Source organism: Microbacterium sp. Leaf320 (genome assembly GCF_001423485.1).
In the GTDB taxonomy this organism is placed as follows: domain Bacteria; phylum Actinomycetota; class Actinomycetes; order Actinomycetales; family Microbacteriaceae; genus Microbacterium.
The window spans coordinates 345,073-357,685 of sequence record NZ_LMOD01000004.1 but is presented as its reverse complement, the minus strand read 5'-3'; the positions used below and the strand labels follow the sequence as shown (position 1 = coordinate 357,685).

The window sequence follows — 12,613 nt, the reverse complement described above, 5'->3', positions numbered from 1 at the left end:
CTCAGGGGTCAGCGCCGACGGCGTGACGCCGCCGCGTCGTGCGTCAGCTGGAGGGGGATCACGACGGGCTCCCCTCGGTGCTGCACCACCCTGACGAAGAGGATGTCGACGAGGGCGAGCTGCGCGATGCGACTCGACATCGCCGCCATGCGGAACGGCGACTCCTGTGCGTAGGTGAGCAGCACGATGTCAGCGGCGAGAGCGAGCGTCGAGTCCGGCGCGCTCGTGACGGCGACGGAGAGTGCCCCGGCGTCTCTCGCGACCTCCACCGCCCGCACGACCTCCTGCGTCTCGCCCCCGTGCGAGAAGGCGATCACGACGTCATCAGGCGAGCGCAGGGACGCGGTCGTGAGGGCGAGATGCGGGTCGGCGGAGTGGGCGACCGAGCATCCGATGCGGGCGAGCTTCTGCTGCAGATCCTGCGCCGTGAGCGACGACGCCGCCTGCCCGAAAAGGTCGACGTGTCGCGCCGCGACCACGGCCAGCGCGACCCGGTCGAGGGCTGCCGCGTCGAGTCCGAGCGCCGTCTTCTCGATCGCGTCGATCTCCTGGGACGCGAGCTTGGCGGCGATCGCCGACGGCTCGTCATCAGGGTCTATCGCCGTGGTGTCGAGACCGAAACGAGCCTGCTGCGCCTGGGCGAGCGTCACCGTCCGCGCGACGGCCACCCTCAGCTCGCGATACCCGCTGAACCCGAGCGACTGTGCGAAGCGCGCCACTGTCGACAGCGACGTGTTGCACAGTCGCGCCAGGTCGTTGATGGCGAGATCCACGACCAGCGTGGGGTCGCCGAGAATGGTCTCCGCGACCCGAGCCTCGGCAGCACTCAGACGGGCGATCGATCGGCGCACCAGCGCGAGAACGTCTGAGTCCACGGTGTCATCCTGCCTCAGTCGGCCAGATCCGCGTCGCCACGTGACGAGCCGTCTCCGGTCGAGCCCCTGCCGATCAGCCGTGCCCTGGCCGCCTGCGCACCGATCAGGCTCGCCGCGCCGACCTCGACGATCGGCAGAGCGAGCGGATGCTGCGGTGCGAGCCCGACGTTGACCACGACGGCATCGGGGTCCCGTGTGGCAGCGCGCTCGACCAGAGATCGCTGCGCTGCATCCGCGTCCGGTCGATCCAGCAGGATGACAGTGAGGCCGTCGGCCGCGACGGCTGCGTCGAGAGCTTCGTCCTGCTCATCGAGCGATGTCCGAGCCACGTCGACCCTGGCACGGTGGCCGCCGGCCGCGAGCGCTTCGGCGATGTAGGCCGAGGCACTGTCGACGGCGAGGGTCGACCGGCTACGCGCGTCGATGACGGCGAGTGCCACCGCATCCGCCGTCGCACCCGTGATCGCCCGCCCGACGATCTCGCGCGGATCGAAGTCGACAGGAGCGGATGCCGAGTCGGCGCGCTCCCGCAGGGCACCGGCGAGGGCTGCGACCCGAGCCGCCGCCTCCTCGACCCGCGCACGCAGCAGCGACCCGTCTCGGAGCGCTGCCACGATGCCGTCGCGCGCAGCGATGAAGTCACGTCGGTCCTGGTCTGGGAGGGTGGCTCCTCCCCTGTTGGTGGGGTTGCCGATGCACAAGAGGTCGACGCCCGCCGCGAGCGCCCGTGCCGCGCCAGCACCGATGCCGACGGTCTCGCGGATCGCCGCCATGTCGAGGGCGTCCGAGATGATCACCCCGTCGAAGCCCCAGTCGCGGAGCATGCCGAGCACCCGCGGATTCAGCGTCGCGGGCTCCTCTCCCCACGCAGGGACGACGATGTGCGCCGTCATGATCGTGTCGACTCCCGCGGCAACCGCGGCCCGGAACGGCTCGAGGTGCACCCGCTCGAACTCGTCGATGTCGAGCGAGATCACGGGCGACGCGTGATGCGAGTCCAGGTGCGTGTCGCCGTGCCCGGGGAAGTGCTTGACGCAGGCGGCCGCCGCGCCGCTCTGGATCCCGTCGACGGCGGCCAGCACGTGCCGCGAGACCAGAGTCTCGTCACTGCCGAACGAGCGGACGCCGATCACCGGGTTGCGCGGATCTGTGTTCACGTCGGCGACCGGTCCGAGGACCACGTTTCCGCCGATGGCGGTGACCCGCCTGGCGAGCTCTGCACCGGACGCCCTCGTCGCCCCGACGTCGTCGAGGAGGCCGAGCTGCCCCGCACCGGGGAGAGTGGATCCGGTCGCGGACTCGAGACGGGTGACGTTGCCGCCCTCCTCGTCGATGCCGATCAGGGCGTCGGGATTCGCACGGAGGATCTGCGCGCTCAGCGAGGGCAGATCCTCACCCATGTTCTGCCCGAAGTAGACGACGCCGGCGAGGCCGTCCTCGAGCTCGCCGACGAGCCACTGCGGAGCCTCGGTCCCGAGGAACCCCGGCCAGAGCACCGCATTGGCGAGTCGTTCGAGCTCGTCGGTCATCCCTTCACCGCTCCTGCCACCATGCCGGCGGAGAGCCGGCGCTGCACGATCACGAAGAAGATCATGACGGGGATCGTGATGATCGTCGATGCCGCCATGATGCTGCCCCAGTCGTTGGAGTGCAGGCCGAAGAACGACTTCAGACCGATCGACACCGTGTACTGGTCGGTGGCGCTGCCGAGGATCGTCATCGCGAAGATGAACTCGTTCCATGCGGTGATGAAGCTGAAGATGCTGGTCGCGACGAGGCCGGGCATCACGAGCGGCAGCAGGATCGAGCGGAACATCCGCCACCAGCTGGCACCGTCGATGTATGCGGCCTCCTCGAGCTCCACCGGCACGGCGGCGACGAATCCGCGCAGCATCCAGATGCCGAACGCGAGCGAGAGGGCGACGTACACGACCATCAGACCCAGGATGCTGTTGAGCAGACCCAGGCTCTTCACCTGCAGGAACAGCGGGATCACGAGGGCCTCGAGCGGCACCATCTGCACGACGAGGATCATCATGAGGATCGTGGTGCGGAACTTGAAGCGGAAGCGCGCGACGGCGACCGCCGCGAGCAGGCACACCAGGGCGCTGACGAGGACGGTGACGAGCGCCACGATCGCGGAGTTGCGGAGGTACGTGCCGAAGCCGCCGTCGGTGAGCACGAACGCGAAGTTGTCGAATGTGAACTCCTGCGGCAGCAGGGACTGTCCACCGCTGGATGCCTTGGCGTCGAGCGCGCTGGAGACCATCCAGTACACCGGGAACAAGGTGAAGATCAGGACCGCGGCGATCGCGATGCCGGTGCCGACGCGCGACATGACAGAGGGGCGGGGGTTCACAGCTCGTCCTCCTTCATGAGCGAACGGATGTACACGATCGTGATGCCGATCAGCACGAGGGTGAGGAGCACGGCGAGAGCGGCACCGAACCCGTAGCGGTTCTGGCCGAAGGACTCGACATACGACCAGACACCGAGGTTGAGCACGGACCGGTTGCCGCCGCCTCCGCCGGGCATCAGGTAGACCTGCGCGAAGACCTTGAAGTCCCAGATCGTCGACAGGATGATCACGACCGAGAAGACGGGCTTGAGAGTCGGGAAGATGATCTTCCAGAAGCGCATCCAGGCGTTGGCGCCGTCGAGGGCGGCCGCCTCCAGCATCTCCTTCGAGACACCCAGGAGACCGGCGAGAACCGTGATCGCGACGAACGGGAATCCGTGGTGCACAACATTCAGCAGGACGATGGCGTAGAACGACCACTGGTTGGTGAACCAGTTCACCGGGTCGTCCATCAGACCGAGGTCCTGCAGGACGGTGTTGAAGATGCCGCGGTCGGCATCGAAGATGAACGTCCACACATAGGTGCCGGTGACGGCGGGCATCGCCCAGGCCACCATGATGCAGCTGGAGACGATCGTGCGCCAGACGGTGCCGAGCTTCGCGAGCAGCAGCGCGACGAGCGTGCCCACTGCGACGGTGACGAACACGGCGACGGCGGCGAAGCCGACCGTGTTCGGGAGCACGACCGTCCAGAGTGTCGGATTGGTGAGCGCCTCGACGTAGTTGTCGACGCCGATCCAGTTGTTCTCGCCGGTATTGATCTCGCGCAGGCCGTAATCCTGCAGGGAGAAGATGAAGACCTGGATGAGCGGCCACAGCATGAGCACCGCGAGGATCACCAGGCCAGGGGCGAGGAGGAGCCAGGGGCGGGCCGTCAGCAGCGAGAGTCCTCGCTTGCGCGGCCGGCCGCCGGCCACGGAGGCGGAGGAGGACTCCGCCTTCGTGGCCGGCAGTGGCGCTTGCACCATCGACATGAAGGGATACAGCCTTACTGGTTGAGCAGATCGGTCATCTCAGCAGCGGCATCCTTCGTCGCCGTGGCGACGTCCTTCTGCCCGCTGAGGATGGCCTGGATCATCGAGTTGGTGGTCTTCTTGGCCTGGACGGCGCCGAAGTTCGGGGTCACCGGCACGGATGCGCCACCCTCGACCATCTGCTGCGCGAACGGAGCGACGAGCGGGTCGGTCGAGGCCAGGGCCTCTTCCATCGCCGACTGGACTCCGGGGAAGTACCCCGTCTCATCCGCCCACTTCTCGGCGAACTCGCCCGTGGTCATGAGCTTGACGAACTGCCACGCGAGGTCGGCGTTCTCCGTCGTGTTGAAGACCGACAGGTGCGAGCCGCCGAGCACGGACGGAGCGATTCCGCCGTCCTCACCGGGGATCACGGCGGCGCCGATCTTGCCCTCGAGCTCGGGGTTCGCCTCGATCAGAGCCTTCGGGGTCCACGAGCCAGAGAGCATCATGGCGACGTTGCCCTGCGTGAACGAGTCACGGAGGTCCGTCTCCTTCCAGGTGGTGGCACCGGCCGACGAGAAGCCGTGCTCGGTCGCGAGTCCCGTGTAGAACTCGATGCCGGCCTGCGACTCCTTGCTGTCGAGCTCGCTCGTCCAGGTCTTGCCGTCGAGGGTCGCGACCTCGCCACCCGCGCCCCAGACCCAGGGGTAGACCTGGAACTCGGCGTCTCCGGCGACGGGGAAGGGCAGCATGTCGGGCTTGGCGGCCTTGATGGCCTCACCCGCGGTGACGATGTCGTCCCAGGTCTTCGGAGCCTCGAGCCCGAGCTCCTCGAACACGTCGGTGCGGTAGACGATCGAACGGACGCCGGCGTACCACGGCATGCCGTAGAGCTCGTCCTCGTAGGTGCCGGCGACCGCGAGGCCCTCGACGAGGTCGTCGCGCAGGCCCTTCTCGGCGTCGACGTACTCATCGAGCGGCTCGAGCGCGCCTGCGTCGGCGAACTCCGCAGTCCAGGTGGTGCCGGTCTCGGCGATGTCGGGCGTGGTGCCACCGGCGATCGACGTGACGAAGCGGTCGTGGGCGTCGGCCCACTGGATCTCCTCGATCTTGACCGTGGCTCCGGTCTCGTCTTCGAAGGCGTCCGAGACCTCGTCGTAGAACGCGCTCGCGTCGGGGTTGGTGCCCTTCATGATCCAGACGGTGAGCTCCTGGCCCTCTCCGTCGACGGCTCCACCGTTGTCGGCGCTACCGCCGGCACAGGCCGCCAGGCCCAGGGTGGCCACGGCGCCGAGCGCCACGGCCGGAAGAATGCGCTTGTGCATCAGGGTTCTCCTCTTTGAACGTCCTGGCGGCATCGGGTGCCTACCACGTAGGAAAAAGTATTCATCACTAACTAATTCCCTGCAAGTTATTCTCAGAAACGTCATGCGGCCGTAACATCGTGCTCCGCGGGTAGGATCTGCGGCATGTCAGGGGCTCTCGACGACGCCAAGCGCAGCACCGTCGCGCGCCATGCCGACCTTCCGACGCCCAGCGCGCTGTCGACCTTCCTCAAGCTCCTCGGAGTCGCCCTGAGTGTGCTCCTCGTCTCCTCGATCGCCGTGGCCGGCTTCGTCTTCGTCGACGTGCTGAATCGGGTCGGCGAAGGCGCGGTGGCGCTCGAGGACGACGCGGAGGTGGCTCCTCCGTCGCTCGGGGCCTATCCGAGCGACAAGGCCTTCAGCATCCTCATCGTCGGCACCGATGAGTGCGGAGAGGTCTCGACGCAGCTGCTCGGGGAACGCTGCGAGAAGAGCGACGAGGGGTCCCGAAACGATGTGAATCTGCTCGTGCACGTCTCGGCGGCTCCCCGCAACGTGACCGTGGTGTCGTTTCCCCGCGACCTGATGGTCGAGGTTCCCGAGTGCACGCGCGACGACGGTTCGACCGCGTCGTCGATGGCGAAGGCGCCGCTCAACTCCCTCTTCGACCATGCGGGCATCTCGTGCATAGCGAAGACGGTCAGCGACCTGAGCGGCATCCCGATCGAGTTCGCGGCCAAGATCAGCTTCGACGGCGTGATCGCGATCACCGATGCGATGGGCGGCGTCGAGGTGTGCGTCGCCGGCGAGGGCATCCGCGACTCGCAGGCGGGCATCGATCTGCCCGTGGGGACTCACACCGTCTCGGGAGCGAACGCCCTCGCCTTCATCCGCACCAGACACGGTGTGGGCGACGAGAGCGACCTCGCCCGCATCTCCAACCAGCAGCAGTACATGTCGCGTCTGGCCAAGAAGATCCTCAGCGCCGAGACCCTGACGGATCCGTCGAAGGTGCTGCGGCTGATGAACACTGTCGCCGACAACATCGTGCCCAGCCAGTCGCTCAGCAACGCCCTCACCCTCACCCAGCTCGCGCTGGCATTGAAGGACGTGCGATTCTCGGACTTCGTCTTCGTGCAGTACCCGAACCTGGACGACCCCGACAACCCGGGGATCAAGGTCGTTCCCGACTACGACGCGGCCGAGCCGCTGTGGGCAGCACTGATCGCCGGCGAGCCGATCACGCTCTCGGGCGACGTCGCAACGAACAGCAGTGTGGAGCTCGCGACCCCGCCGGCCACTGAAGAGACCCCCGAGACCTCGGAGACCGCCGCTCCGACGGAGGCGCCCGAGACCCGAGCGACGCTGCCTCCGGAGATCTCGGGTCAGAGCGTCGATCAGGACACCTGCTCGGTCGGCAACCAGGCGAAGTGAGCGCGTAGTCTCGGAGCATGGGCAGGACGCGAGCACGAGACACCGAGCATCCTCAGGCCCGACTCGACCACGGCGGTATCGCGCGCATCGTGCCGTCGGAGTTCACGAGCGGGTTCGAGCTCATCGTCGACGACACCCCGCAGTCGCACGTCGACCTGGACGACCCCACGCATCTGCACTTCGAGTACATCGTGCGCATGGGCGCGGTGATCGACCAGCTGCCGTCCGGCCCCCTCACCGCCGTGCATCTCGGCGCCGGCGCGCTGACCATCCCCCGCTACATCGATGCCACGAGGCCCGGGTCCCGCCAGCAGGTCATCGAGCTCGAGGCACCGCTGGCGACTCTCGTGCGCGAGCATCTGCCGCTGCCCAAGGGCGCCGCGATCCGGTTGCGGATCGGCGACGCGCGCGAGGGCGTCAAGCGACTTCCGGCAGCGATCGTCGGCAGCTGCGACCTCGTCGTCTCGGACGTCTACTCGGGCGCGCAGACGCCCGCCCACCTGACCAGTCTGGAGTTCTACCGCGAGCTCGCGGATCTTCTCTCCCCCGGCGGCGTCCTGCTCGTGAACGTCGCAGACGGCCCCGGCCTCGCCTTCGCCCGCCGACAGGTCGCGACGATCGCAGAGGTGCTTCCGGAGATCGGCGTCCTCGCCGACACGCAGGTGCTGAAGGGGCGACGTTTCGGCAACCTGGTGATCGCCGCCTCTGCCGCACCGCTGCCCACCGAATGGCTGCCCAGGATGCTCGCCGCGGGCCCGCACCCTGCCAAGATCGCCCAGGGCGCCGAGGTGACCGCCTTCGTGCAGGGTGCACGGGTCGTGACGGATGCGGATGCCGTGGCATCCCCTCGTCCGGACGCATCGCTCTTCCTGCGCTGAGCGCATCGATCCGGATCCGGATGCGTGCTCGTGGGGCGTGCCGCTCCGGCGAGCGCGCGGTCGCGAGGCACACTGGTCGGGGGACGCTGCGGAAGGAGAGCAATGAGTTTCATCCGAGGGTACGACCAGGAGAGCCTTCGCGAGCTGGTCGATCTCGATGAATGCGCGGCACGACTGGAGGAGATCGAGAGCCAGAGGAGTCTTCCTGCGCTGCTCGAGCGAGTGTGGCTGCTGAAGGTCCTCGACCGGCTGGACGAGGCACTCCCCCTCGCCGACGAGGCCGTCCGGCAGTCGCGAATGGCGGGCACCCGCAAGGACGTGCTCCGAGCTCGTGTGCTCCACGCCACCGTGCTCCAGTACCGCGGAGCGTATGCCGCCGCAGAGCAGGAGCTGGCGACCTGCGCAGCCGAGGCCGAGGGCCAGCGCTGGGTCTCGATCGCCGCGTTCGCGCATCACAATCACGGCAAGAACGCGTACGAGGCCGGCGATTACGAGACCGCTCGCGAGAGCTTCAAGCAGTCGTTGTTCCTGCGTCGCGAAGCCGGTGCGGAAGACCGTGAGCTCGAGACCGTGCTTCTCGCGATCGAGGCGGCCGAACGGCGCCGCACATCGCACCTCGTCGCAGGCTGACGCGCCCCTGCGGCACGATGTCGGCAGCATGGCTTAGCCTGATCGCATGGCGGAACTTGACCGGGTGCGCGTCTGGGGCGAGGCACTGATCACGCTGCATCTCGACGACAGCTGGTCCTTCGGCTTCGACCACGCGAAGCGACGCGCAGGACAGTGCGATTACACGAAGAAGCGCATCACCGTGTCGCGCTATCTGGCGGCGCGTTTCGAGGACGACGAGATCCATCAGGTGCTGCTGCACGAGGTCGCGCATGCGCTGGCCGGGCACGAGGCAGCGCACGGATCGGTATGGAAGCGAGTGGCCCGCGACCTCGGCTACGTCGGCGGAACGACCCACCACGGCGAGACCGCGGTCGAGCTCGCCCCTTGGGTGGGCGAATGCCCCTCGGGCCACGTCACCTATCGTCATCGGCGCCCGTCACGGGCGACGTCGTGCGCGCGGTGCTCGCGGTCGTACGACGCGCGCTACCTGTTCGAGTGGACGCGCCGCGAGATCACGGCAGACACCCGGCTCGCCGCGCAGATGTCGCGCTGAGCCGCACTCGCACCGCCACGGTCACTCGGAACGGGTCAGCGTGAGTGCTGGTCCGAGTCGGGATCATCGTCGCGTGCCTGCGACGACTCTTCGGCTGCGATCCCTTCGGTTGCGTCCGCGTCGGCGGGGATCGCCTCATGCGCCCTTTCGTCCGCACCACGAGCACGCGCCGCACGGCGACGGAGCAGGGCTGCCACAGCGCGCCACCCGATCAGGAAGACTCCGAGCACAAGCGTCGCGACGATGATGAAGGCGACCTGAGCGGTGTCGCCCGAGGCGACGCGAAGAAGCATCCCCCCGACGACCGTGACGGCCCAGACGACCGCGCCCCAGGCGAGCGACCAGGGCCGGCGCGGCCGCCCCGGAAGCAGCGCGGCGACGAGGTGGCCGACGAGGAGCGCGACGATGAAGGGCCAGGCGGTCAGCAGGAATCCGCCGGGGTCCTCGTCGTGCGACGCACGACCGATCACGGCGAAGATGAGCACCAGGACGGCGTCGAGGACGAGAGCGGGGACGAACCTCATGCCACGACCCTACGTCGAGGGCGCCGAAACCGCTGCCGAGTGCGCGGCCTGTTGCCGAGTGAGTCGACGTATCAGTCGAAGGCGACGAACAGCCCGTCGCGGAGCACGGGAACGACATCGTGCGCGTCGAGTTCGGCGGCGGCGACTGTCGACGTGGGGACGAGCCCTGCCGATGCGATCCGTCCTGTCGCATCCACACCGTCGGCGATCTCGCGCGCGGATCCGCTGGCGCTGATCATGTGCCGCAGAGCCCTCTTGAGAGCCCGGAATCCTTCAGCCGCGACCGCCGCGTCCGGCGCGGTGTGGTCGATGCCGAGGTCCGTCAATGCCGCGATGACCGCACCTGCACCGAGGTGGTCCTCCACCGCGAAGCGCACGGCCCCTGCAGCATCCGCCTCTCCTGCGGCGATCACGGCGACCGAGGTGCGGGCCTGCCTGCGCTCCTGCACCGTCGCCACGGCGCGCGCCACGGCCGAGGCGTTGCGGAGGCTGCCGACGAGCACCACGGAGCCGCCCGCACGCGCGGCGACCGCGGCACCGTTGCGGGACCAGCCGACGGCGTCCTCAAGAGAGACCGCGGATCCGGATGCGACCGCATCCCCGACCGTCGACGAGAAGCGCAGGACGTCGACGACCACGACGACGTCCGCGGATGCGAGACGGTCGACCCCTTCGACGCCCCAGTCGAGGCGCACCTGATACGTGGACTGATCGAACGGAGACGGCATCCGTCCAGCCTAGAACGAGCCCGCACGAGCCCAGGCCCCGATGACGGTTCGAGTCATCGGGGCCTGGTCTCTGCGGCTCCCTCGCTGCCTGGGGTCAGTCGGCGGCGAGCGCCTCGACAGGGGCCACCCGGGTGGCGAGTCGGGTCGGCGTGGCCGCGGCGACCAGGGTGAGCACGGCCGTCGCCACGATGATGATCGCGATCGGCAGCCAGGGCACGTGCGGTGCGACGAGCCCCGCCGGTTCGAAGTCCGGAAGGGTGGGCGTCGAGCCGAGGAGCGACTGGGCAGCGATCCATCCGTAGACGACCCCCAGCACGAGTCCGGTCAGAGTGGCAGCGACCGTGATGTGCGTGGCCTCGAGCAGCACCATGCGGCGCACCTGACCGTTGGACAGGCCGATCGATCGCAGCAGACCGAGTTCACGGCGGCGCTGCACGACCCCGATCGTGAGCAGGTTGACGAGTCCGACGGCGGCGATGACCGCCGACACGGCCACGAGGACCATCATCACGGCGGCGAACGCGTCGAACGGCGTGAAGAACTCCGCGGGGATCTCGCCCTCGACCTGGCCGATCAGCATCTGCTTGACCGACTCGAGCGCGACGGCGAACATCGTGACGAGAGTGACGCCCATGACCACGCCGATCGCCATGCGAGACGACCGCTCGGGGTAGCGCAGCGCGTTCTCGGCGGCGAGCCGCGCGGTGGCGCTCGATCCGAACATCCGCCCCACCAGACGCAGTACGGGCGGCATGAACAGCACCGAGCCGAGCGCGAGCCCTGTGAAGGAGAGAAGTCCGCCGAAGAACGCGACGACGACACCGAGCGGATGCACCAGCCCCACCACCACGCCCGCTGCGAGGAGGATCGCGCCCGACACCAGCAGCACCCAGGCACCGATGTGGCGACCGGCGCGCGATACCTCTTCGTGGGTGCGCTCGACCGAGCCGCCGATCGCCTGCAGCGGCGTGACCGCGAGGACCCTGCGGGATCCGGCCCAGGCGGCAGCCCACGTGGTCAGGGCGACACCCACGGCAGGCAGCGCGATGAACGGCTGTGCGAGCGAGAAGTCCTTCGGCACGTTCGCGATCAGACCGCTGCCGATCTGCACGCCGATCGCGGCGATGCCCAGTCCCACGAGCAGACCCAGGGCTGCGCCGATGACGCCGACGACGAGTCCCTGCTTCCCCACCTCTGCACGCTGCGACCGAGCGGTCGCGCCGATCAGGCGCATGAGCGCGATCTGACGCGTGCGGCCGGCGATGATCGTCGAGAACGTGTTGGCGGTGACGATCGCCGCGACATACATCGCGACGCCCGTGAGCAGGATCGAGAGCAGACCGACGATGAAGGCGAGGGTCTCGCTGTCTCCGATAAACGGGTCGGCCTGCAGCACTGCGCCGAGGTAGGCGGTGGTCTCGACCAGCACCACCCCGAAAGCGGCGGAGAGCGCGGCGACGAGGACGCTGGCACCCATACCTCGGTCGCGCAGCCACCGGAGGCGCGGGCCGGTCGCCGCCGTCTGCGGCACGACCGTGCGGGTCGGCGCGTCGAGGACGGCGCTCATGCCGCCACCTCGGCGGCGAGCATGTAGGCCGAGATCTCTTCGGCGCTCTGACGAGGGTGGTCGGCGACGATGCGTCCGTCACCGAGGAAGAGCACGCGGTCCGCGTGGCTGGCCGCGATCGCGTCGTGGGTCACCATCGCGATCGACTGCCCGTGCTCGCGGCTCGCCGTGGCCAGCAGCTGCAGCACCTCCCGCCCGGTCTTGGAGTCGAGGTTCCCGGTGGGTTCGTCCGCGAAGACGAGATCGGGTGCGGTGGCGAGGGCTCTCGCGATCGCGACGCGCTGCTGCTGCCCTCCCGAGAGCTGATGCGGCCGGTGCTGCAGCCGGGAGCCGAGCCCGAGCGTCTCGATCAGTCCGTCGATGCGGGCCTTCTCGATCGCGCTGGGGCGCCGGCCGTCGAGTTCGAACGGCAGCATGATGTTTCCGAGCGCCGTGAGGGTCGGCACCAGGTTGAAGGCCTGGAAGATGAAGCCGACGCGGCGGCGGCGCAGGATCGTCAGATCGAGGTCGCCGAGGCCGGTGATCTCGGTGTCTCCGATCCAGGCGCGTCCCTGTGTGGGGGTGTCGAGGCCTGCCATGATGTGCATGAGCGTGGACTTGCCCGAGCCGGACGGGCCCATGATCGCGGTGAACTGACCGCGGCGGATGCCGACGCTGACGTCGTCGAGCGCGCGGACGGTTCCCTCGCCGGCGCCGTAGGTCTTGTCGAGGTGCTGCACGCGGGCCGCGAGCCCGAGGTCGGTGGTCGTGATCTCCATGCTTCGACGCTACGGAGCACTGCCCCGCCGCCGCGTCGCCCTGGCGACGCATCCGCGTACATCGC

General features: G+C 68.6%; 13 protein-coding genes. 4 read left to right on the top strand and 9 right to left on the bottom strand.

The window, feature by feature from the left end; all coding sequences use genetic code 11:
* Window positions 1–8 precede the first annotated feature (8 nt).
* Genes ASF63_RS15310 through ASF63_RS15290 form a run of 5 tightly spaced genes read right to left on the bottom strand, consistent with a single transcriptional unit; the run spans window position 9 to window position 5,515 of the window.
* Complete coding sequence (locus ASF63_RS15310; protein ID WP_056515928.1) at window positions 9–875, bottom strand: MurR/RpiR family transcriptional regulator; 867 nt, start codon at window positions 873–875, stop codon at window positions 9–11.
* A 14-nt stretch (window positions 876–889) separates the two neighbouring features.
* The gene (locus ASF63_RS15305; RefSeq protein WP_056515925.1) at window positions 890–2,404 is read right to left on the bottom strand and encodes a glycoside hydrolase family 3 N-terminal domain-containing protein; all 1,515 of its coding nucleotides are present in this window, start codon (window positions 2,402–2,404) and stop codon (window positions 890–892) included.
* The gene (locus tag ASF63_RS15300; RefSeq protein ID WP_056515922.1) at window positions 2,401–3,234 is read right to left on the bottom strand and encodes a carbohydrate ABC transporter permease; all 834 of its coding nucleotides are present in this window, start codon (window positions 3,232–3,234) and stop codon (window positions 2,401–2,403) included. Before ASF63_RS15300 ends, ASF63_RS15305 begins: the two co-directional genes overlap by 4 nt.
* Window positions 3,231–4,208: a carbohydrate ABC transporter permease gene (locus tag ASF63_RS15295; protein WP_056515921.1), complete on the bottom strand. Its 978-nt coding sequence runs from the start codon at window positions 4,206–4,208 to the stop codon at window positions 3,231–3,233. Before ASF63_RS15295 ends, ASF63_RS15300 begins: the two co-directional genes overlap by 4 nt.
* A gap of 14 nt (window positions 4,209–4,222) precedes the next feature.
* Complete coding sequence (locus ASF63_RS15290; RefSeq protein WP_056515917.1) at window positions 4,223–5,515, bottom strand: sugar ABC transporter substrate-binding protein; 1,293 nt, start codon at window positions 5,513–5,515, stop codon at window positions 4,223–4,225.
* Window positions 5,516–5,659: 144 nt separating this feature from the next.
* Between ASF63_RS15290 and ASF63_RS15285 the strand changes: the two genes are divergently transcribed.
* The 4 genes from ASF63_RS15285 to ASF63_RS15270 all read left to right on the top strand — a co-directional run bounded on the left by ASF63_RS15285 (window position 5,660) and on the right by ASF63_RS15270 (window position 8,971).
* Window positions 5,660–6,928 carry an LCP family protein gene (locus tag ASF63_RS15285; protein ID WP_056515912.1) on the top strand — a complete coding sequence of 423 codons (1,269 nt, stop codon included), beginning with the start codon at window positions 5,660–5,662 and terminating at the stop codon, window positions 6,926–6,928.
* Window positions 6,929–6,945: 17 nt separating this feature from the next.
* Window positions 6,946–7,806 (top strand): spermidine synthase, encoded by an 861-nt coding sequence (locus tag ASF63_RS15280; RefSeq protein WP_056515908.1) that lies wholly within the window; start codon window positions 6,946–6,948, stop codon window positions 7,804–7,806.
* A gap of 102 nt (window positions 7,807–7,908) precedes the next feature.
* Window positions 7,909–8,436 carry a hypothetical protein gene (locus ASF63_RS15275; protein WP_056515905.1) on the top strand — a complete coding sequence of 176 codons (528 nt, stop codon included), beginning with the start codon at window positions 7,909–7,911 and terminating at the stop codon, window positions 8,434–8,436.
* A gap of 46 nt (window positions 8,437–8,482) precedes the next feature.
* Window positions 8,483–8,971, top strand: a complete 489-nt coding sequence (locus ASF63_RS15270) for a SprT-like domain-containing protein (protein ID WP_056515903.1) — start codon at window positions 8,483–8,485, stop codon at window positions 8,969–8,971.
* A gap of 35 nt (window positions 8,972–9,006) precedes the next feature.
* Here the strand turns inward: ASF63_RS15270 and ASF63_RS15265 are convergent, their stop codons facing one another.
* From ASF63_RS15265 to ASF63_RS15250, 4 genes are all read right to left on the bottom strand, one after another.
* A complete protein-coding gene (locus ASF63_RS15265; protein WP_056515901.1) occupies window positions 9,007–9,495 on the bottom strand; it encodes a DUF3054 domain-containing protein in 489 nt (162 codons plus the stop codon).
* Between the two features lie 71 nt (window positions 9,496–9,566).
* Window positions 9,567–10,223: a 2-phosphosulfolactate phosphatase gene (locus ASF63_RS15260; RefSeq protein WP_056515899.1), complete on the bottom strand. Its 657-nt coding sequence runs from the start codon at window positions 10,221–10,223 to the stop codon at window positions 9,567–9,569.
* 94 nt (window positions 10,224–10,317) lie between these two features.
* A complete protein-coding gene (locus tag ASF63_RS15255; RefSeq protein ID WP_056515895.1) occupies window positions 10,318–11,790 on the bottom strand; it encodes an ABC transporter permease in 1,473 nt (490 codons plus the stop codon).
* Window positions 11,787–12,548: an ABC transporter ATP-binding protein gene (locus tag ASF63_RS15250; protein ID WP_056309384.1), complete on the bottom strand. Its 762-nt coding sequence runs from the start codon at window positions 12,546–12,548 to the stop codon at window positions 11,787–11,789. Before ASF63_RS15250 ends, ASF63_RS15255 begins: the two co-directional genes overlap by 4 nt.
* Window positions 12,549–12,613: the final 65 nt, after the last annotated feature.